At 72.2% G+C, this 20,410-nt stretch carries 16 protein-coding genes; 9 read left to right on the forward strand and 7 right to left on the reverse strand.

Features of this window, described 5'->3' with window-relative positions; genetic code table 11:
- Positions 1–7: 7 nt before the first annotated feature.
- Together PVK74_RS03650 and PVK74_RS03655 are read right to left on the reverse strand one after the other, a co-directional pair.
- Positions 8–418: a hypothetical protein gene (locus PVK74_RS03650; protein WP_013477142.1), complete on the reverse strand. Its 411-nt coding sequence runs from the start codon at positions 416–418 to the stop codon at positions 8–10.
- A gap of 83 nt (positions 419–501) precedes the next feature.
- Positions 502–4,305, reverse strand: a complete 3,804-nt coding sequence (locus tag PVK74_RS03655; RefSeq protein WP_274478180.1) for a DUF7933 domain-containing protein — start codon at positions 4,303–4,305, stop codon at positions 502–504.
- 205 nt (positions 4,306–4,510) lie between these two features.
- On the opposite strand from PVK74_RS03655, the gene PVK74_RS03660 reads away from it, so the two are divergent.
- The 5 genes from PVK74_RS03660 (at position 4,511) to PVK74_RS03680 (ending at position 11,580) form a co-directional block, all read left to right on the forward strand.
- A complete protein-coding gene (locus tag PVK74_RS03660; RefSeq protein WP_274478181.1) occupies positions 4,511–6,073 on the forward strand; it encodes a phenylacetate--CoA ligase family protein in 1,563 nt (520 codons plus the stop codon).
- A gap of 3 nt (positions 6,074–6,076) precedes the next feature.
- A complete protein-coding gene (locus PVK74_RS03665; RefSeq protein WP_064446256.1) occupies positions 6,077–6,517 on the forward strand; it encodes a hypothetical protein in 441 nt (146 codons plus the stop codon).
- Positions 6,514–7,596, forward strand: coding sequence for an N-acetyltransferase (locus PVK74_RS03670; protein ID WP_274478182.1), 1,083 nt, complete (start codon positions 6,514–6,516; stop codon positions 7,594–7,596). Before PVK74_RS03665 ends, PVK74_RS03670 begins: the two co-directional genes overlap by 4 nt.
- 2 nt (positions 7,597–7,598) lie before the next feature.
- Complete coding sequence (locus PVK74_RS03675) at positions 7,599–8,615, forward strand: nitroreductase family protein (protein WP_166456595.1); 1,017 nt, start codon at positions 7,599–7,601, stop codon at positions 8,613–8,615.
- 154 nt (positions 8,616–8,769) lie between these two features.
- Positions 8,770–11,580: a glycosyl hydrolase family 95 catalytic domain-containing protein gene (locus PVK74_RS03680; RefSeq protein ID WP_274478183.1), complete on the forward strand. Its 2,811-nt coding sequence runs from the start codon at positions 8,770–8,772 to the stop codon at positions 11,578–11,580.
- A gap of 52 nt (positions 11,581–11,632) precedes the next feature.
- Here PVK74_RS03680 and PVK74_RS03685 read toward each other — a convergent pair whose 3' ends face one another.
- Positions 11,633–12,346 (reverse strand): hypothetical protein, encoded by a 714-nt coding sequence (locus PVK74_RS03685; RefSeq protein ID WP_043324727.1) that lies wholly within the window; start codon positions 12,344–12,346, stop codon positions 11,633–11,635.
- A gap of 73 nt (positions 12,347–12,419) precedes the next feature.
- Here PVK74_RS03685 and PVK74_RS03690 point away from each other — a divergent pair, with 73 nt between their 5' ends.
- A complete protein-coding gene (locus tag PVK74_RS03690) occupies positions 12,420–13,247 on the forward strand; it encodes a PIG-L family deacetylase (RefSeq protein WP_274478184.1) in 828 nt (275 codons plus the stop codon).
- 46 nt (positions 13,248–13,293) lie between these two features.
- On the opposite strand, the gene PVK74_RS03695 is transcribed toward PVK74_RS03690, so the two are convergent.
- Positions 13,294–14,325 carry a carboxylate-amine ligase gene (locus tag PVK74_RS03695; protein ID WP_420800530.1) on the reverse strand — a complete coding sequence of 344 codons (1,032 nt, stop codon included), beginning with the start codon at positions 14,323–14,325 and terminating at the stop codon, positions 13,294–13,296.
- 261 nt (positions 14,326–14,586) lie between these two features.
- Here PVK74_RS03695 and PVK74_RS03700 point away from each other — a divergent pair, with 261 nt between their 5' ends.
- Positions 14,587–15,558: a hypothetical protein gene (locus PVK74_RS03700; protein WP_274478187.1), complete on the forward strand. Its 972-nt coding sequence runs from the start codon at positions 14,587–14,589 to the stop codon at positions 15,556–15,558.
- Between the two features lie 137 nt (positions 15,559–15,695).
- Here the strand turns inward: PVK74_RS03700 and glnA are convergent, their stop codons facing one another.
- Positions 15,696–17,120 (reverse strand): type I glutamate--ammonia ligase, encoded by a 1,425-nt coding sequence (gene glnA, locus PVK74_RS03705; protein WP_274478188.1) that lies wholly within the window; start codon positions 17,118–17,120, stop codon positions 15,696–15,698.
- 235 nt (positions 17,121–17,355) lie between these two features.
- On the opposite strand from glnA, the gene PVK74_RS03710 reads away from it, so the two are divergent.
- Positions 17,356–19,140: an N-acetylglutaminylglutamine amidotransferase gene (locus PVK74_RS03710; protein WP_274479245.1), complete on the forward strand. Its 1,785-nt coding sequence runs from the start codon at positions 17,356–17,358 to the stop codon at positions 19,138–19,140.
- Positions 19,141–19,172: 32 nt separating this feature from the next.
- Positions 19,173–19,436: a hypothetical protein gene (locus tag PVK74_RS03715; RefSeq protein ID WP_222948895.1), complete on the forward strand. Its 264-nt coding sequence runs from the start codon at positions 19,173–19,175 to the stop codon at positions 19,434–19,436.
- 67 nt (positions 19,437–19,503) lie between these two features.
- Here PVK74_RS03715 and PVK74_RS03720 read toward each other — a convergent pair whose 3' ends face one another.
- On the reverse strand, positions 19,504–19,674 hold the full coding sequence (locus PVK74_RS03720) for a hypothetical protein (RefSeq protein WP_013285860.1): 171 nt from the start codon (positions 19,672–19,674) through the stop codon (positions 19,504–19,506).
- A gap of 363 nt (positions 19,675–20,037) precedes the next feature.
- Complete coding sequence (locus tag PVK74_RS03725; protein ID WP_274478189.1) at positions 20,038–20,394, reverse strand: hypothetical protein; 357 nt, start codon at positions 20,392–20,394, stop codon at positions 20,038–20,040.
- Between the last annotated feature and the right edge of the window lie 16 nt (positions 20,395–20,410).

Raw genomic sequence — 20,410 nt, forward strand, 5'->3', positions numbered from 1 at the left:
CGCGCGGCTACCGGTCCGTCGGCCGCTTCGGGGCCGGCGACGCCAGCCGGTCCGCGAGCCCGTTTGCCACCTCGGGCGCCAGCCGCGCCAGATTGAGTACGGTGTCCAGCGCGTCGTGCGCGTCCGACGTGTACCGCCGGATCACCTCACCGCGCTGGTCGTCGGCCATCTTCAGCTGCCCGACCACGGTGTCGATCAGGGCGTGCCCGTCGGTGCGGACCCGCGCGACGAGTTCGTCGAACGCCTCCGGGTCCACGCGCCGGCTCTCGGTCAGCTTCTCCTCGAGCCGCCGGGCGCCGGCCAGCCCCGCCGCGAGTTCCTCCTCCAGGACCGTGGCCGCGTGGGTCACGGTCTCCGAGGTCTCCTCGGCCACCTTCTCGAAGCGCTCGTTCGTGCGCTCACGCTCCACGTTCTCCATGCGGCGGAGTCTCCACCCGGCTCCGGCCGACGGGCTAGGCATGTGTCGCGATGGTGACTGACGGTAATGACCGCAGGTGGGGGTCAGGGGTGTCGGCGCGAGCGCCGGGTCAGGACCAGACCGGCGACCAGGAGTACGCCGAGGGCCACGGCGGCGAGCCCGATCGAGGTGATGACCGCCGTGCCACTGCCGGTCACCGGCAACGGCGGGATCGGCTTGTGCGGCCCCGGCTTGGGCGGCTTCGGTGTGGGCGGTTCCGGTGTCGGCGGTGTCGGGGTGGGCTGCACCGGCCCGGCGACGACCACGGTCGCCGAGCAGTTCGGCGTACAGTCCGGGTCGGTGGCGCCTTCGGGTGGTGTGACGGTGGTGGTGTTCGTGAGGTCTCCGGTGGTGTCTGCGGGCACGGTTCCGGTGATCGTGTAGGTGAGCGTGCCGCCCGCGAGGACGGTGACGGTGTCGTTGATGTCCCCGTTGCCCGAGGCGGTGCAGGTGCTGCCGGTGGACGCCTTACACGTCCAGGTGAAGCCGGGCAGCGGCAGCGGGTCGGTGACTGTGGCGCCGACGGCGTCGGACGGCCCGCCGTTGGTGACGGTGACCGTGTAGGTCAGGGGAGTACCCGGCACGTACGGGTTCGGCGTGGCCGTCTTGGTGACCGCCAGGTCGACGGTCGGAGCCGCCGGGGTCACCACGGTCGCTGTGCAGTTCGGTGTGCAGCCGGGATCGGTCGTGCCCTCGGGCGGGGTGACGGTGGTGGTGTTGGTGAGGTCTCCGGTGGTGCCTGCGGGTACGGTCCCGCTGATCGTGTAGGTGAGCGTGCCGCCGGCGAGCACGGTGACGGTGTCGGCGATGTCCCCGCTGCCCGACGCGGTGCACGTGCTGCCGGTGGACGCCGCGCAGGTCCAGGTGAAGCCGGGCAGCCGGGGCGTGTCCGTGACTGTGGCGCCGACGGCGTCGGACGGCCCGCCGTTGGTGACGGTGACCGTGTACGTGAACGGACTTCCCGGCACATACGGGCTGGGCGTCGCCGTCTTCGTCACCACGAGGCCGACTGTGACCTGGCCGGGGGTGACGACGGTGGCCGAGCAGGTCGGGGTGCAGTCGGGGTCGGTGGTGCCTTCCGGTGGCGTGACGGTGGTGGTGTTTCTCAGGTCTCCTGTGGTGCCGGCGGGCACGGTTCCGGTGATCGTGTAGGAGAGCGTGCCGCCCGCGAGCACGGTGACGGTGTCGGCGATGTCCCCGCTGCCCGACGCGGCGCACGTGCTGCCGGTGGACGCCTCACAGGTCCAGGTCAGGCCGGGCAGCGGCAGCGGGTCGGTGACTGTGGCGCCGACGGCGTCGGACGGGCCGCCGTTGGTGACGGTGACCGTGTAGGTCAGGGGAGCACCCGGCACGTACGGGTTCGGCGTCGCCGTCTTGGTCACCGCCAGGTCAACGGTGGGCTGGCCGGGAGTCACGACGGTGGCCGAGCAGGTCGGGGTGCAGTCGGGGTCGGTGGCGCCGTCCGGCGGCGTGACGGTGGCGGTGTTCGTGAGGTCTCCCGTGGTCCCCGCCGGGACCGTTCCGGTGATGGTGTAGACGACCGACTCACCGACCCGGACGGTGATCCGGTCGTTGATGTCTCCGAGCCCGGAGGCGGTGCAGGTGCTGCCGGTGCCGGCTGTGCACGTCCACTCGAACCCGGCCAACGGCTCGGGCAGCGCGTCGGTCACCGTGGCGCCGACGGCGTCGGAGGGCCCGCCGTTGGTGACGGTGACGGTGTACGTCAGGGAAGTACCCGGCACGTACGGGTTCGGCGTGGCCGTCTTGGTCACCGCCAGGTCGACGGTCGGCCGGCCCGGGGTCACGACCGTCGCCGTGCAGTTCGGCGTGCAGCCGGGATCGGAGACACCCTCGGGCGGGGTGACGGTGGCGGTGTTGGTGAGGTCTCCGGTGGTGCCTGCGGGCACGGTCCCGCTGATCGTGTAGGTGAGCGTGCCGCCGGCGAGCACGGTGACGGTGTCGGCGATGTCCCCGCTGCCCGACGCGGTGCACGTGCTGCCGGTGGACGCCGCGCAGGTCCAGGTGAAGCCGGGCAGCCGGGGCGTGTCCGTGACTGTGGCGCCGACGGCGTCGGACGGCCCGCCGTTGGTGACGGTGACCGTGTACGTCAGCGACGCCCCCGGCACGTACGGGTCAGGGGTTGCCGTCTTGGTGACGGCCAGGTCGACGGAGGGTGCCGCCGGGGTCACCACCGTCGCGGTGCAGGTGGGCGTGCAGCCGGGGTCGGAGACCCCGTCGGGTGGGGTGACCGTCGCGGTGTTCGTGAGGTCGCCGGTGGTGCTCGACGGCACGGTCCCGCTGACCGTGTACGTGAGCGTCCCGCCCCCGAGCACGGTCACGGTGTCGCTGATGTCCCCGGTGCCGGAGGCGGTGCACGTGCTGCCGGTGGACGCCGCGCAGGTCCAGGTGAATCCGGGCGCCGGCAGGGGATCGGTCACAGTGGCGCCGACGGCGTCGGACGGCCCGCCGTTGGTGACCGTGACGGTGTACGTCAGCGGTGTGCCCGGCACGTACGGGTTCGGGCTCGCCGTCTTCGTCACGGCCAGGTCGACGGTGGGGATGACCTGGAGCGTGGCGGAGCCGGGCGGGTTGATCCCGAGGATCGTCGGGAAGTTGCTCTCACAGCCGGGGATCGGCGTGCCGTCCGGCCCGGCGCATCCGGTGTTCGTGTACGAGCCGACCACGTCCGCGGTCACCTCGACGGAGACGGTGCAGGACGCGACGCCCAGGCCGATGTCGCCGTCGAAGACCACGGAGGTCGCGCCGGCTGCCGCGGTCACCGTGGCGTCCGAGCAGGTGGTGTTGTTCACCCCGGTCGCGGTCACGCCTGCGGGAAGCTCGTCGGTGAAGCTCATCCCGTTCTTGGCCTGCAGGTCGTCGGTGTTGGTGACGGTGAACGTCAGGGTGGACGTCTGCCCCTGCCCGATGGTGGCCGGGCTGAACGCCTTGTCCAGTTGCGGGGTCACGTCGACGATCTGGGGGAGGTCGAACGCCACGTCGTTGCCGACGCCCGTGGCGGTGGCGTTGTAGAGACGCAGGCCCAGCGTCGGGGTGTCGTCGACCGGGAGTTGGATCGCCGTGGACTGGAGCTTCGCGATGTAGGTGCCGTTGATCACCACCGCGCTGGGATCCGTGCAGGGGTTGAGACCCTCGGCGAGGACCGTCGGCACCTCGTTGAGCATCAGCTCGAACCGCTCGCTGGCCCGCGCCGCACCCGGGACCTGGCAGTTCGTCTCCGCGAAGATCGCCGAGACGGCGTAGAAGTGGCCGCCGACCGCCGGGATGGTGTTGCTGTCGGTGTCGAACTGGTAGCCGGCGGCCTGCACTCCGCCGATCCCGTTGGAGAACTCGGTGAAGGCCTGGTTCGTCGTCGCCTCCTCGTCACTCTGGCCCTGGAAGACCCCCATGTCGTGGACCATCTGGCCGATCGTGCTCCAGGCGCGGCTGCGGGCGCACTGGTCGTTGTCGGTCACGGGCGGGTCGCCGCCGTTGGGCGGGAGCGGTGACGTCTGCCGCATGATCCAGCCGTTGCAGGCTCCGGCGCCGGGGCTCCACGCCGGGTCAGCCGTGTACGTCTCGCTGTCCGCGCCGCTGCCTCCCGGCCCCGGCACGTACACCGAACCGGGTGATCCGGTGTAGGAGCCGATGCGGATCGGCGCGTCGGCCGCGCTCTCGTTGGAGAAGTCCTCGGTGAAGATGGGAGTGCCGGGTTGGGGCACTCCCGGCTGGCCGGGGACGGTGGCCGAGGCGGGCGGGGGCGAGACCACCACCGCGAACATCGACGACGACGCCAGCACGGCGAGCACCGCCAGCGCCGACGCAGGTCGCCGCCATCCCTTGTGAACCATCTTCCTCTTCCCCCGTTGTGGCTGGTCGGAGCCGGAAGGCCTCGACGCTCACAGCGGTAAAGGTGCCAGGTCATTGCCTCTTAAGTCCGTCTTTTCATGATTCCTGCGTCCGGTCACGGCGGTCGGCCGGCTGGGTACGGGTACTCAGCGCAGTACCGTCCCGTCGCTCATGTGTCCGCGTCGCGGCGTCGACAGGATCCTTGTCATGGCCGAGACGCTGCACCGACACGCCGCCTTGCGTACCGTCGACACGCCGCTGCCCGCCGAGGCCGCGCTGGCCCCCGCCGGCCGCGCGGTCGCCGCGCTGGCCCGGCTCATCGCCCACCACCCCGCCGGCTGGAGGTGGCTGGCCCGGCGCCACCACCCGGTCCTCGACCGGCTCGCCGCCGCGAACGCGCGGTCCACCTGCGTCCGCGCCGCCCGGCGGGTGCCCGCGTACCAGGCGTTCCTGCGGGCCCGCCCGGGCGGGCTGCGCCGCCGGCTGCGGGACTTCCCGGAGACCGACAAACGTGGGTACGTCATGGCGTACGACGCCTCGGCCCGGTGCCGGGACGGGCGGATGCCGGAGCGGGGCGTGGTGGTCGACGAGTCGGCCGGCTCGTCCGGGCGGCCGTTCAACTGGCCGCGCGGCGAGCGGGAGCTGCGGGCGGTGCACCGCGACATCGCCGGGTACACCGGGCTGGCGTTCCCGATGCGCCGACCGTTCGTCATCAACGCGTACTCGATGGGCGCCTGGGCGACCGGCACCACGACCGGCGCGGCGATGGCCCGGATCGCGACGGTGAAGAACACCGGCCCCGACCTGGGGAAGATCGTCGACACGCTGCGCGAGTTCGGCCCCGGCCACGACTACCTGGTGACCGCGTACCCGCCGTTCCTCAAGCACCTGCGGGACCGGCTCGACGCCGAGGACTTTCCGTGGTCGCGGTACCGGATCTTCGCCAGTTGCGGCGGTGAGGGGATGACCGAGGCGTTGCGCGACTACCTGGAGCAGCGGTTCGTGCGGGTGCGGTCGGCGTACGGGGCGTCGGACCTGACCATCGGCATCGGCGCGGAGACCCGGTTCACGGTCTGGTTGCGGCGGCGGCTGCGCACCGACGCGGGACTGCGCGCGGAACTGCTGGGCCGCGGCGAGCAGCGGCTGCCGATGGTGTTCCAGTACAACCCGTTCGCCACCTACCTGGAGACCAACGACCGGCGGGAGCTGCTCTGCACTGTCACCGGCCCGCACGTGCTCCAGCCCCGGCTGCGCTACAACGTCGGCGACGAGGCGCTGCTGGTGCCGTACCGGCGGATCGTCGAACTGGCGCACGCCGACCCGGTGCGCCGCGCCGAGTTCCGCACCGCGGTGGCCGAGGAGCGGATGACGCTGCCGCTGCTGCTGTTGTTCGGCCGCAGCGACTCCACCGTGTCCTACCTGGGCGCGAACCTCTACCCGCAGGACGTCGAGTACGGCCTCTACACCGGCAACCCGTACGCCGCCGAGATCAACAGGTTCTGCCTGACGCTGCACGAGGACGCGGCGCTGGAGACCCGGCCGGTGATCCACGTGGAGCTGCGCCGCCCGCTGGACGCCGCGGCCCGCGCAGCGCTCGCCGACGCCTGCCGCGACGGGGTACGCGCGCACCTGACCTCGGTGTCGCGGGACTTCGCGCAGTCCCTGGTGGAGGACCCGACCGCCGGTGACCTGCGGGTGGAACTGCACGAACCGGACTGCGGCCCGTTCGCCGCCATGCAGAAGATCAAGAACGTCTACCTGGTGAGGTGAGCGATGCGTACCCGTGACTTCTCCCGCGCCCCGGCCCAGGCCCGCGCCGGCGCCATGTTCATCGGCGGCACCCGGTACGCGAACCCGCTGGTGCTGCTGCGCCTGGCCCCCGACTGGATCCGGATGGTGCGCGACATGCGCCGGATGTCCGGCTACTGCTGGCACACCGTCTACTGGCAGTTCCCGCTGACGCTCGGCACCATCGCGTTCTTCACCGACCGCGACGCGCTGCTGCGCTTCGCCCGGACCCGGCACCACCGCAAGCTGATGATGTGGCTGACCGACGGCAACCGCAACGCCACGGCCGGGTTCATCCGCCTCTACACCGCCTCCCCGGACGGCTACTCAAACGGCGCGTGGCGGGCCGAGGACGGCGCGATGGGCCACATCGAGCGGTTCACGCCGCTGGGCGCGGAGACCACCGGACCGGCGGTGCGCCGGTGACCGGCCACCGGTTCGAGCGCGTGACCGGCCGGCGCGGCCTGCGCGACTTCCTCGCGCTCACCGACCGGCTGTACGCGGACGAGTCCCGCTACGTGCCGACGCCCCGGCAGCAGATCCGCCGCTGGTGGCGCGACGGCGTGCCGATGTACGTGCTGCGCGACGCCTCCGGCGCGGTGGCCGGGCGGACCACGCTGCACACCGACGCCGACCTCGACGCCAAGCTCGGCCGCCGGTGCCAGTTGTTCGGGCTCACCGAGTTCACGCCGCACGCCGCCCGGCCGCTGTTCGACGCGATCGCCACGCACGCCACACCCGGGCGGGACCTGCTGTTCGGGCCGGTGGCGCTGCTGCCCAACCAGGCCGGCGGCGTGATCACCTCCGGGTACGCCGACCGGGGTTTCGTGGACAGCGCGTGGAACCCGCCGCACTACCCGGACGCGTACGAGGAGAACGGGTTCACCGGGCGGTTCGTCTCCGACACCTGGATCTGCCCGGTGCCGCCGCCGACCGGGCCGCCGCCCGCGCTGGGCGTCCAGCCCGACGGCTCCCGGCTGGACCTGCACCGCGGGAACAGCCGGCGGCTCGACGAACAGCTCGACCTGCTGCGCGGGATGCTCAACGACTCCTTCGCCCAGCTCGGCTACTACACGCCGATCTCGGCGGCGCAGCTGCGGCGGCAGACCGACGGGCTGGCGTACCTGCTGGATGACTCGCTGCTGCTCTACCTGACCCGCGACGGGCACCCGGTGGCGTTCGTGCTCTGCGTGCCCGACATCAGCGACTTCCTGGTCGCTGTGCGCGGCGACCTGAACCCGGTCAACCAGCTGCGGCTGCTGGCCACCCGCCGCCGGTACCGGCGGGAGGCGGTGCTGATCGTCAAGGGCGTGGTGCCGCGGTTCCAGGGGCGCGGCTACCAGCGGCTGCTGTCCGAGCATCTGCACCGCAACCTGCACGAGGGCGGATACACGGCGCTGCGCAGCACGTACGTCGGGCGGGACAACCCGGCGTCGGCCGCCCAGTACCGGCGCCTCGGCGGACGCCCGCTGCACGGCTACACGTTCTACGCCAGGGAGCGGTGAGCATGGACCTCGCCGCGTTCCGCGCGCTGGAGCCGCTGTGCTGGCGGGCCCCGAGCGCGCACAACACCCAGCCGTGGCGGCTGCGCTACGAGCGCTGGGCGATCACCGTCGGCTGGGACCCGGCCGACACGCTGCCCGCCGGCGACCCGACCGGGCGGGACCTGCGGCTGTCGCTCGGCGCGTTCGTGGAGACCTGCCTGATCGTCGCCGCCGACGCGGGGCTGCGGCTGGACTGGGCCGCCGACCACGACGAGTCGGACCGGCGGGTGGGGCGGCTGCGTCCGGCCCGGCAGCCGTACCGGACGCCGTTTCGCGCCGCCGACGTGTGGGACCGGCGTACCCACCGGGGCCGGTTCACCGGCGGCCCGGACGCCGACGTGGTCGCGGCCGTGGACGCGGTCGCCCGCCGGGCCGGTGGCGCGGCCCGCGTGGTGCCGGCGGCCGGGCGGCTGCGCGCGCTGCTGCGCACGGCCGACCGGCACGTGTACGCCGACCCGTCGGTGGTCGCCGAGCTGCGCCGCTGGCTGCGCCTGGACCGGGCGTGCCCGCGCTACCGGAGCGACGGGCTCAGTGACAGCTGCCTCGGGCTGGGCCGGGCGGCGGCCACCGGACTGCGGGCGGCGCTCGCGGCGTACCCGGCGTTGCGCCCGCTGGGGCTCCCCCGGCTGCTCGCCGCCGCGGGCGGTGATCCACTGGCGCAGGGCGGCGGGGTGCTGGCGCTGATCGCGCCGCCCGGTCTGGACGCGGCCGGGCAGGTCGAGTTCGGACGCGTGCTGATGCGGATGTGGCTGACGCTGCACACGGCCGGGCTGGCCGCGCACCCGCTCAGTCAGCTCGTCGACGTCGCAGCCACCCGTGGCGCGCTCGGCACGCTGCTGGACGTGGCGCCGGAGCGGATCGTGCACGTGGCCCGGGTGGGCCGGCCGGCCGCGCCCGCGCCCCGCTCGGCCCGGCGAGTGCGCCACGGATCGCGTCTGTTAGCGGTAACACCCCTTGACGCGATGTCACTTCATCCATGAGAGTCCATGTTGGCCGACGTGTCGCCCGGTCGGGAGCCCTGGGCGCGGAGTGGCAGGAACGCGGCGTCCGGGTGTGCGAGGCGCAATCTGTTAGCGATAACAGAGCAGCCGCGCACCCGGACCCGCCTCTGATCCGCGCGGTTGGGAGAAAAGCATGTCTGAAGTGACACGACGCAACGTCATCAAGGCCGCAGCGGCCGGCACCGGCGCCGCGCTGGTGCCGGCCGCCTGGAGCGCCGCCGCCCGCGCCGGCTCGGCGGCGCCCGCGCAGGCGCTGGCCGCGAACGACCTGGCGCTCTGGTACGACGAACCGGCCGGCACCGACTGGCTGCGCGCCCTGCCGATCGGCAACGGGCGGCTCGGCGCGATGGTGTTCGGCAACGTGGACACCGAACGGCTCCAGCTCAACGAGGACACCGTCTGGGCCGGCGGCCCGTACGACTCGGCGAACACCCGGGGCGCGGCCAACCTGGCCGAGATCCGGCGTCGCGTCTTCGCCGACCAGTGGACCTCGGCCCAGGATCTGATCAACCAGACCATGATGGGCAGCCCCGGCGGTCAGCTCGCCTACCAGACCGTCGGCGACCTGCGGCTCTCCTTCGGGTCGGCGAGCGGGGCGACGCAGTACAACCGGACGCTGGACCTCACCACCGCCACCGTCACCACCACATACGTGCTGAACGGTGTCCGGTACCAGCGGGAGGTGTTCGCCAGCGCGCCCGACCAGGTGATAGTGCTCCGGCTGACCGCCGACCGGGCGAACGCGATCACGTTCTCCGCCGCGTTCGACAGCCCGCAGCGGACCACCGTGTCCAGCCCGGACGGCGCGACAGTCGCGCTCGACGGCATCTCCGGCTCGATGGAGGGGGTCAACGGCTCGGTGCGGTTCCTCGCGCTGGCCAACGCCGCCGTCACCGGCGGCACGGTGAGCAGCTCCGGCGGCACGCTGCGGGTGTCCGGCGCGACCAGCGTGACGGTCCTGATCTCGATCGGCACCAGCTACGTCAACTACCGCACCGTCAACGGCGACTACCAGGGCATCGCCCGCAACCGGCTGAACGCCGCCAAGAGCGTCGACGTCGACCAGCTCCGCACCCGCCACCGCGCCGACTACCAGGCGCTGTTCGACCGGGTCACGATCGACCTGGGCCGCACCGCCGCCGCCGACCAGCCCACCGACGTACGGATCGCGCAGCACGCGAACACGAACGACCCGCAGTTCGCCGCGCTGCTGTTCCAGTTCGGGCGGTACCTGCTGATCTCCTCGTCGCGGCCGGGCACCCAGCCGGCGAACCTGCAGGGCATCTGGAACGACTCGCTCACGCCGTCCTGGGACTCGAAGTACACGGTCAACGCCAACCTGCCGATGAACTACTGGCCGGCCGACACCACGAACCTGTCCGAGTGCTTCCTGCCGGTCTTCGACATGGTCAAGGACCTCACCGTCACCGGCGCGCGGGTCGCCCAGGCACAGTACGGCGCCGGTGGCTGGGTCACCCACCACAACACGGACGCCTGGCGGGGCGCGTCGGTGGTGGACGGCGCGTTCTGGGGCATGTGGCAGACCGGCGGGGCCTGGCTGAGCACGCTCATCTGGGACCACTACCTGTTCACCGGCGACCTCGGCTTCCTCCAGGCCAACTACCCGGCGCTCAAGGGCGCCGCCCAGTTCTTCCTCGACACCCTGGTCGCCCACCCGACGCTCGGCTACCTGGTGACGAACCCGTCGAACTCGCCGGAGCTGGCGCACCACGCCAACGCCAGCGTCTGCGCCGGACCCACGATGGACAACCAGATCCTGCGCGACCTGTTCGACGCCGCGGCCCGGGCCAGCGAGGTGCTCGGCGTCGACACCACGTTCCGGTCCCAGGTGCGGACGGCCAAGGACCGGCTGCCACCGAGCCGCGTCGGTTCGCGGGGCAACGTGCAGGAGTGGCTCGCCGACTGGGTCGAGACCGAGCGCACCCACCGGCACGTCTCCCACCTGTACGGGCTGCATCCCGGCAACCAGATCACCAGGCGGGGCACTCCGGCGCTGTACGAGGCCGCCCGCAAGACGCTGGAGCTGCGCGGCGACGACGGGACCGGCTGGTCTCTCGCCTGGAAGATCAATTTTTGGGCCCGGCTGGAGGACGGCGCCCGCGCCCACAAGCTCCTGCGCGACCTGGTCCGCACCGACCGGCTCGCGCCGAACATGTTCGACCTGCACCCGCCGTTCCAGATCGACGGGAACTTCGGCGCCACCTCGGGCATCGCCGAGATGCTGCTGCACAGCCACACCGGGGAGCTGCACCTGCTGCCCGCGCTCCCCAGCGCCTGGCCCGCCGGGCAGGTCGCGGGACTGCGCGGCCGGGGTGGCTACACGGTGGCGCTGACCTGGAGCAACAGCCAGGCCGACGAGATCAGCGTCCGCGCCGACCGCGACGGCACGCTGCGACTGCGGTCCCGGCTGTTCACCGGCGCCTTCACCCTCACCGACGTCACCGACGGCAGCACACCGGCCACCACCCGGCCGGAGTCCGACGTCGTGGCGCTCACCGTCCGCGCCGGCCACACCTACCGCGCGGTCCGGCCGGGCGTGACCCCCTCGCCGACAGTGACAACGACGCCGACGTCCACGCCGTCACCGACCCCGACCCCGACCACCAGTTCCCCGGCGCCGTCCGGCGCGCGTGCCACGTACGCGATCACCGGCTCCTGGTCCGGCGGCTTCCAGGCCGAGGTCACGGTGACCGCCGGCGCCACCGCGATCCGCGGCTGGACGGTGTCCTGGACGTTCCCGAACGGTCAGGTGATCAACCAGATCTGGAGTGGCACGCACACCCAGAGCGGCGCGAACGTCACGGTGCGCAACGTCGACTACAACGGATCCCTGCCGGCGGGCGGCTCCACCACGTTCGGCTTCATCGGCACGGCCGGCGGCACCAACAACCCGCCGACGAACCTCACCTGCACCACCACCTGACCGCTGACGCGCCCCGCCGCGGCAACCCGGCCGGGGCGGGGCGTGCCGACGGTCAGGCCAGCAGCGTCTCGCGCAGCCGCGCGCCCAGATTGAACTCGCCGACCACCCGGGGACCGGCCGGGTCGTACACGGCGATGCGGTGGTTGCGGCGCATCATCTCCCGCACCGCCGGCGGCAGCCGGGGCGGGTCGTCCATCGTCGCGAGCACCCGCGCGCCGGTGCCCATCAGCCGCTCCACCAGCGACGCGCTGTCGGTGTCCACACGCACCCGGCCGAACTCCCAGCCGGCCGTGGTCAGGTCGAGCACCTCGAACAGGCGCGTCACGAACGGCTGCGGATCGGTCACCTTGTCCAGCCGGTCGGCCCGCCCGCCGACCGCCGCCACGGCGCCGGCCACCTGCGCGTACGGGTGCAGCCCGCTGGGCAGCGCGCCGAGCGGCCAGCGCAGCGCGGGCCCGGCCTCCTTCCACAGGGGCCGGTAGTTGCGGCGGTGCACCAGCAGCCGCCGGCCGGTACGCCGGAACACCTCGTGCGCCTGGCCCAGCAGGTCGGCGTGCGCCTGGTCGGCGGCCTCGCAGACGATCCCGGCGGCCACCACGAGACCGTCGTCATCGGACAGCAGCCGGGTGATCGCGTCGGCCTGCTCCGGGAACCGGAGGCGGGCGTGCGCCCCGTAGGACTGCCGCACGTCCCGCAGCAGCTCCTGCTGACGTGTCGGGTCCAGTTCGACCCGTCCGCCACCGAGCAACCGCTGGAGCCAACCCATCGTGCCTCGCTTCCGTCGCCGTCTGCGGACCGGGCAATGCTAGTTCGTCGGCCGATGCTCGTATGGTGACGGGGTGACCGATCGATCCCTGACCCTGATGGCGGTGCACGCGCACCCCGACGACGAGGCGACGAGCACCGGCGGCATCCTGGCGCGCTACGCGGCCGAGGGCGTGACCACTGTGCTCGTGACCTGCACCGACGGGGGGTGCGGCGACGGCCCCGGCGGAATCAAGCCGGGCGACCCCGGGCACGACCCGAAGGCCGTGGTCGAGATGCGCCGCGCCGAGCTGGCCGCGAGCTGCGAGGCGCTCAAGGTGACCCACCTGGAGACGCTCGACTACGGCGACTCCGGGATGATGGGCTGGGCCACGAACGACGCGCCCGGCGCGTTCTGGAACACGCCGGTGGCCGAGGCGGCCGGCCGGCTGGCCGAGCTGATCCGGCGCTACCGTCCCGACGTCGTCGTCACCTACGACGAAAACGGCTTCTACGGCCACCCGGACCACATCCAGGCCCACCGCATCACCATGGCCGCCGTCGAACAGACCGGCATCCCGGCCAAGGTCTACTGGACCACCGTGCCGCGCAGCGCGTTCCAGCAGTTCGGCACCGTCATGCGCGAGATCGGGGTGGAGTTCCCCGAGCCGGAGGCGACCGACGAGATGCCGGCGCTGGGCCTGCCGGACGACGAGATCACCACCTGGGTCGACACCAGCGGCTACGGCGGGCAGAAGTTCGCGTCGCTCGCCGCGCACGCCAGCCAGGCGGAGAACATCTTCTTCCTGCGCCTCGGGCAGGAGCGGTTCACCGAGCTGATGGGCATGGAGACGTTCGTGCGCGTGCGGGACACCACCGGCGCCGCCACCCCCGAGGACGACCTGTTCGCCGGGCTGCGCTGACCGGCCGCCGGCCCGGTCCGGCGTGTCGTCGGCCGGGCCGCTCATCTCAGGCCGCGACGGTCTGCGCGGCCAGGTGCGCGAGCACGACACGGACGTCACCGCCGGTGTCGGCCATGACCTGACGTTGCCGGGTGGCGCCGGTGCCCTCGCGGCGCACCCGGTCGATCTCGCGCCGGACCAGGTCCAGATCGCCGTGGCGGGTCAGCGCGGGCGTGACGATGCCGAGCATGTCGTCGACGAGGTCCCAGGCGGGCCGGGGCCGCCCGGTGCGCAGGTCGACCAGGTCACCGTCCACGCCGTCGTGCGCGGCCCGCCAGTGCGCGGCGGCGACGAGGCAGTCGCGGATGCGCTGGGCCGGCACACCGTCGCGGATGTCGTCGATCGCGGTGGCGACCAGCGCCCGGACCAGCCCGGCGATCAGGACGGTGTCGTCGACTGTGGGGCAGACGTCGCCGACGCGGATCTCCACTGTGGGGTACGACGCGGACGGGCGGGCGTACCAGTAGACCATCGCGGCGTCGAGCATGATGCCGGCGGTGATCAGGTCCCGGACCGTGGCGTCGTAGTCGGCGGCCGAGTGGAAGTGCGGCGTCGGCCCGATGCTCGGCCACCGTTCCAACTGCATCGAGCGCCAGCTGGCGTGCCCGGTGTCCCGCCCGTCGTGCAGCGGCGAGTTGGTGGTGAGCGCCTGCACCACCGGCAGCCACGGGCGCAGGTGGTTGCACACCTGCACGGCCAGCTCCCGCTCGGGTACGCCGACGTGCACGTGGCAGCCGCAGACCGCGGGGTCGTGGGCCACCGGGCCGAACCGGCGGGACATGTCGTGGTAGCGCTGCTCGTCGGGCACCGTGCGGTGGGCCTCGCAGACCGGCGTGGCGCCGACGGCGACCAGTCGCGCCCCGGCCGCCTCGGCCGCGCGGGCGGCCGCCCGGCGTAGCGTGACCAGGTGCTCGCGGAGCTGACCGAGGTCGGGGCTGACCGGGGTCACCATCTCCACCATGCTGTGCCGGAACTCCTGCCGGCTCTGCTCGCGTGCGGTCCCGGAGAGCGCGTCGCGGACCCGGTCGGCGACCGGCATGCTCTCGCCGGTGACCGGGTCCAGCAGCAGGAACTCCTCTTCCACCCCGAGGGTCAGGACGGTGGGGATCTCTGGTGTCGGGGTGGTGGCGGTGGTGGTGGGCCGCGGCCTCACCGACGGCTCCACCGGCACGGAACGGTCGGCAGCTCGTCGTGAGGCGGGATCATGTCTCGACGGTACGAGGCCGGGGGCCGCCCCGAGGCCGTTTCCGCCGACCACCGCCCCCGCGGGTGGCGGCACGCAGAGCGGCAGAATGACGAGGTGACCTCACCCGGTGTCTCCTACGGCGACCTCGACCTGCTTGCCGACGCTGGACGCTGGCACGACCTGCTGAGGTTCGCTGCCACAGTCAAGGCGGGGCCGGTCGACCAGCGGCGGGAGACGGCGCACGTCGTGGCACTGGAAGCGCCGGCCGGGATCGCCGCCGCCGCAGCCGAACTGTTTCCCGACGATGACAAGGGCTCCCCGGGGCCCCTGTGGGAGGTGGTAGCCCAAAACCACACGTGGCGAGATCTGACCCCCCATCTGGCCGACCCACGCACGCGGCATCTGACAGCCCACACTCGCGTGCTGCATGGCGAGGATCTCCGGGCGGCCGCCGACCTCGATCCACAGCCGCTCGATGCCCCGCTGTGCCTTCTGCCGTGGGAAGCCGCCAACTGGCACAGCACCTTGGACATCCCCGAGTACGACCGGACCGGCAGCTCGGGATGCACCATCTGGGCCTGTCCGAGCCAGTTGGCCGACCCGAAGCCGCTACCTGTGACCACCGTACGGCCGGCACCGCACGCCGCGGTGGCACTCCTCGACCGCTTGTCACCGGCCACGCAGGCGTACGCGTTCCACGGAACCGCATGGGAGGCGGCCTCGGTGGTGGCCACCGACCGGGCCAGGATGCCCAGGGGCCAGCGGTGGCAGGGCCTGCGGGGCCGCGAGGGATCACAGGTTCGCTTCGCCGATGTCTACCCCAGCCTGGTGCACCTGGCCACCGGTGAAGGGCCTTACGCGCGTCGGACCGGACAGGCGCTCGGACGGACAGCTCTGTGGAAGGCACTCGCCGCCATGGCTGACGGGACCCCTGCCGCAGGTCCGGACAGCGTAACCGCGCTTGTCGAACGCCTGCACTGCGTCGTCTGGCAGGAGCCCGACGACGAGATCTGGTACCTGCACCTGGCGATGGAAGACCCGGCGCAGGGCATCGCTTGGGTCCTCACCGGCAACGACTTCGACTGACCGGACAGCGACCGTCAGCGCATCGGAGCGGCGGTCATGCCGGCTGTGAGCCGAGCATGACCGCCGTCCGGGTCGTACCAACCTTTACCCATGATCAGCAGTGCTTCTGTTGATCCGGGTCAGCGCCGTGATCGGTCTCAACAGTCGAAGTAGAGCGCGAACTCGTGCGGGGTCGGGCGCAGGCGTACCGGGTCGACCTCGTTGGCGTTCTTCCAGTCGACCCAGGTGGAGATCAGGTCGGCGGTGAAGACGTTGCCGTCGAGCAGGTAGTCGTGGTCGGTCTCCAGCGCCGCCAGCGCCTCGCTGAGGGAACCGGGCACCTGCTTGACGTCGCCCCACTCCTCCGGGGGCAGGTCGTACAGGTCCTTGTCGATCGGGGCGGGCGGCTCGATCTTGTTCTTGATGCCGTCCAGGCCGGCCATCATCATCGCCGAGAACGCCAGGTACGGGTTGCTGGACGGGTCCGGCACCCGGAACTCGACGCGCTTGGCCTTCGGGTTGCTGCCGGTGACCGGGATGCGGGTGCACGCGGAGCGGTTGCGCTGGGAGTAGACCAGGTTGACCGGCGCCTCGAAGCCGGGCACCAGACGACGGTAGGAGTTCACCGTCGGGTTGGTGAAGGCGAGCAGCGAGGGGGCGTGGTGCAGGAGGCCGCCGATGTACCAGCGGGCGGTGTCGGACAGGCCGGCGTAGCCGGTCTCGTCGTAGAACAGCGGCTCGCCGCCGCGCCACAGGCTCTGGTGGGTGTGCATGCCGGAGCCGTTGTCACCGAACACCGGCTTGGGCATGAACGTCGCGGTCTTGCCGTGCGCCCACGCCTCGTTCTTGATCAGGTACTTGAAGAGCTGAAGGTCGTCGGCCGAGTGCAGCAGCGTCGAGAACCTGTAGTTGATCTCCGACTGCCCGCCGGTGCCCACCTCGTGGTGCGAACGCTCCACTGTGAAACCGGCGTCCACCATCCGGCGGACCATGCTGTCGCGCAGGTCGGCGTAGTGGTCCACCGGAGGCACCGGGAAGTAGCCGCCCTTGTACGCGGTCTTGTAGCCGCGGTTGCCGCCCTCCTCGATCCGCCCGGTGTTCCAGGCGCCCTCGATCGAGTCGATGTAGTAGAACGACTGGTGCGCCGAGGTCTCGTGGCGGATGGAGTCGAAGATGTAGAACTCCGCCTCCGCGCCGAAGTACGCGGTGTCGGCGATGCCGCTCGCCGCCAGATACGCCTCGGCCTTCTTCGCCACGTTGCGCGGATCCCGGGAGTACGCCTCCCTGGTGAACGGGTCGTGGACGAAGAAGTTCAACGCGACGGTCTTCTGCGCGCGGAACGGGTCCACGAACGCGGTCGCCACGTCCGGCAGCAGCAGCATGTCCGATTCGTGGATCGACTGGAAGCCGCGGATCGACGAGCCGTCGAAGGCGAGCCCGTCGCTGAACACGCTGTCGTCGAACGACTCGACCGGCAGGTTGAAGTGCTGCATCACGCCGGGCAGGTCACAGAAACGTACGTCGACGAACTTCACGTCCTCGTCGGTGAGGTATCGCAGGAGTTCCTCGGAATTGGCGAACACACGTCCTCCTGGCAGGCGTCGTTGATCCTGGCCACGTCCCGTGGCCGGACCGCCCGGGGACATGGCCCGTACCGCCACCGTACGACGGCGCGCCGTGCCCGGCTCGCCAACCGCCCATCCGGGTTTCCTTCGCCACAGGCCGGGTAGTCGCCGTACCCGGCGGACCGCCCGGGGGAGACGACGCGGCGGGAGGTTGGCATGGTGGGTGCTCCGCGACTGACCGGTGGGCGCTGAGATGTGCGGGATCAGCGGTGAGGCCAGGTTCGACGGGGTCACCCCCGACACCGACGCGGTGAATCGGATGACAGCGGCGATGCGTTCCCGTGGTCCGGACGGTGAGGGCGCGTGGGACGACGGCTGGATCGCGCTGGGGCACCGCCGGCTGACAGTCATCGACCTGTCCGAGGCCGGCGCGCAGCCGATGGTCCGCGACGACCTCGGCCTGGCGCTCGTGTTCAACGGCTGCGTCTACAACTACCCGCAGCTGCGCGACGAACTGCGCGCCGCCGGGCACACGTTCCACAGCACCAGCGACACCGAGGTGATCCTGGTGGCGTACGCGCAGTGGGGGGAGCGGTTCGTCGACCACCTGGTCGGCATGTTCGCCGTGGCGCTCGTGGACCGGCGTCGCCGTCGCCTCGTGCTGGCCCGCGACCGGCTCGGCATCAAACCGCTGTACCTCGCCGAGTCCCCGGGCCGGCTCCGGTTCGCCTCCACGCTGCCGGCGCTGCTGGCCGGGGGCGACGTCGACACCGGCATCGACCGGGTCGCGCTGCACCACTACCTGTCCTGGCACTCGATCGTGCCGGCCCCCCGCACCATCCTGCGCGGGATCCGCAAGCTGCCCCCGGCCACCGTGCGGGTGATCGACGCCGACGGGCACAGCCGCGAGCGCGTCTACTGGCGGCCCGAGTACCGGCGCGACACGGCCCACGACGGCATGGACGCCGCCGACTGGCGGGCCGCCGTCGGGGACGCGCTGCGCACGGCCGTACGCCGCCGGCTGGTCGCCGACGTGCCGGTCGGGGTGCTGCTCTCCGGCGGCCTCGACTCCAGCATGATCGTCGCGCTGCTCGACGGCGCCGGTCAGCACCACCTCCAGACGTTCAGCATCGGGTTCGACAGCCGCGGCGACGAGGCCGGCGACGAGTTCCACTACTCCGACCTGGTCGCCCGCGCGTTCGGCACCGACCACCACCGAATCCAGCTCTCCGACGGCGACCTCGGCCCGGCCGTACGCGCCACCGTGGCGGCCATGACCGAACCGATGGGCAGCCACGACGTGGTGGCGTTCCACCTGCTCTCCGAGCAGGTCGCCCGGCACGTGAAGGTGGCGCAGTCGGGCCAGGGCGCCGACGAGGTGTTCGCCGGCTACGGCTACCACCACCGGCTCGCCGACGCGGCGCGGGAGAACGCCGCGGCCGAGTTCACCGCCGCGTTCTTCGACCGCGACCACGCCGAGCTGAACCGGGTGGTCGACCCCGCGTACACCTGTGAGCGCGACGCCAGCGGCGAGCTGGTCGCCGCGGACCTGGCCGCGCCCGGCGCGCAGACCGCCGTGGACGCGGTGCTGCGCCTGGACACGCACCTGATGCTGCCCGACGACCCGGTCAAACGGGTCGACAGCATGAGCATGGCCTGGGGACTGGAGGTGCGCACGCCCTTCCTCGACCAGGACCTGGTGGCGCTCGCCGCGGCCTGCCCGCCCGAGCACAAGCTGGCCCAGGGCGGCAAGGGCGTGCTCAAGGAGGTGGCCCGGGAAGTGCTGCCGGCCGAGGTCATCGACCGGCCCAAGGGCTACTTCCCGGTGCCGGCGCTGCGCAACGTCGACGGGCCCGTGCGAGAGTTGGTGGTCGAGGCGCTCAGCGCGCCCGAGGCACGCCGGCGCGGGTTGTTCCGCCGGGAGTACGTCGACGAGCTGCTGGCCGAGCCGGACCGGGCGCAGGCCGCCGCCGGCAGCAACAAGCTGTGGCAACTGGGCCTGCTGGAGTTGTGGCTGCAGTCGCACGGCGTGAGCTGAAGGGCCGCCCGGCCCGGGGCGGCGAGAGGAGCATGGTGAAGTTCGTCATCGAGAGCGAAGCCGACGGCACCGTGGGGTTCACCGTGGTCGGCGGCGACGGGCGGGTGCTCGCCACCGGGCAGCCCTGCCCGGACAAGGGTGCGGCGCTGGCCGCGGTGGGTGAGCTGATGCACGGGCTGGGTGAAGCCTGCATCGAGGACCGGACGGGGGCGACCGCCGGGCCGGTGGCCGGCACCCGGACCGAGATCGGCGACGACATGTCGGACATCGGCCGCTCCGGCATCCCGCCGGTCTGAGGCTGCTTCCGTGGCCGCCCTCCGGGGCGGCTGGAACCCGCCCGGTCGGCCGGGCGGATTCGTGCGCTCACTGCTCGTCGTCGAGCACGTCCGTGTGGCCGTCGCGGGTGACGGTGGGCGGGAGGTGCTCGTCCGGCTGGGGCGCCTCGGCCAGCGTGTGGTGCGGGTCGCCGTCGGGCGAGAACAGCACCCGATCGGTCTTGCGGGTCTTCTCCTGCTCCTCCTCCGGCTCAGTCACCGCGTTCTCCCTCCGCTCACCGGGGCCCCGGGCAGGCCACCTCGCCCCACGCTATGCGCCGGACGGGCCCCGGGAGCGGGTTTCCGCCCGACGGCCGCCCCGCACCCGGCCCTGGTCGTCCCGACATGCCGACCCCCTCGCCGTCACGTACGGTAGCGCCGAAGCTGAGCCCGCATGGTTCACCTCGGGCCACTTTGCTCTGCAGCCATCGACGCGACGGTGACTCACGGCTACCGCCGCGTATGAGGCTGCAGAGCAAAGTCGGCGGAGAGGCAACAGCATCGTCAACGGCCAGTTGAGCATTTTGGCTGTTCAGGCGCAGTGTGCGCGGAAAGGCGGTGCATTCGCCCCAGGAGCTGCTCCTCACGCACTGTGACGATGCGCTGCGTCGGAATTGAGGTGACGGACAGTCACCACCTGGCCTGGGCTCGGGTCGCCGAAGGGGCCGATCAGGGCGGCCACGGTGGCGTGCCGCGCGGCCGGATCGGCGCGGGTGGCCCGGGCGACGACCGCGCGTTCCGCGGTGGCGCCGCGCCAGCCGGACAGGCCGTCGGGCGGGTGGCGAAGCGTGCGACCGAGCGCGTGGGCCGTGAGGCGGTCGTCGACGGTCGCGCCCCGGGTCAGCTCCTGCGGCGACAGGTAGCGGCGGGACCCGGGCAGCCGGCCGGAGTCGAGCACGAACGGTCCCCGCCGGTACTCGTCCAGGTCGATCAGCCACATCCGGCGGGCATCGAAG

The organism is Micromonospora chalcea, from assembly GCF_028768405.1.
In the GTDB taxonomy this organism is placed as follows: domain Bacteria; phylum Actinomycetota; class Actinomycetes; order Mycobacteriales; family Micromonosporaceae; genus Micromonospora; species Micromonospora chalcea.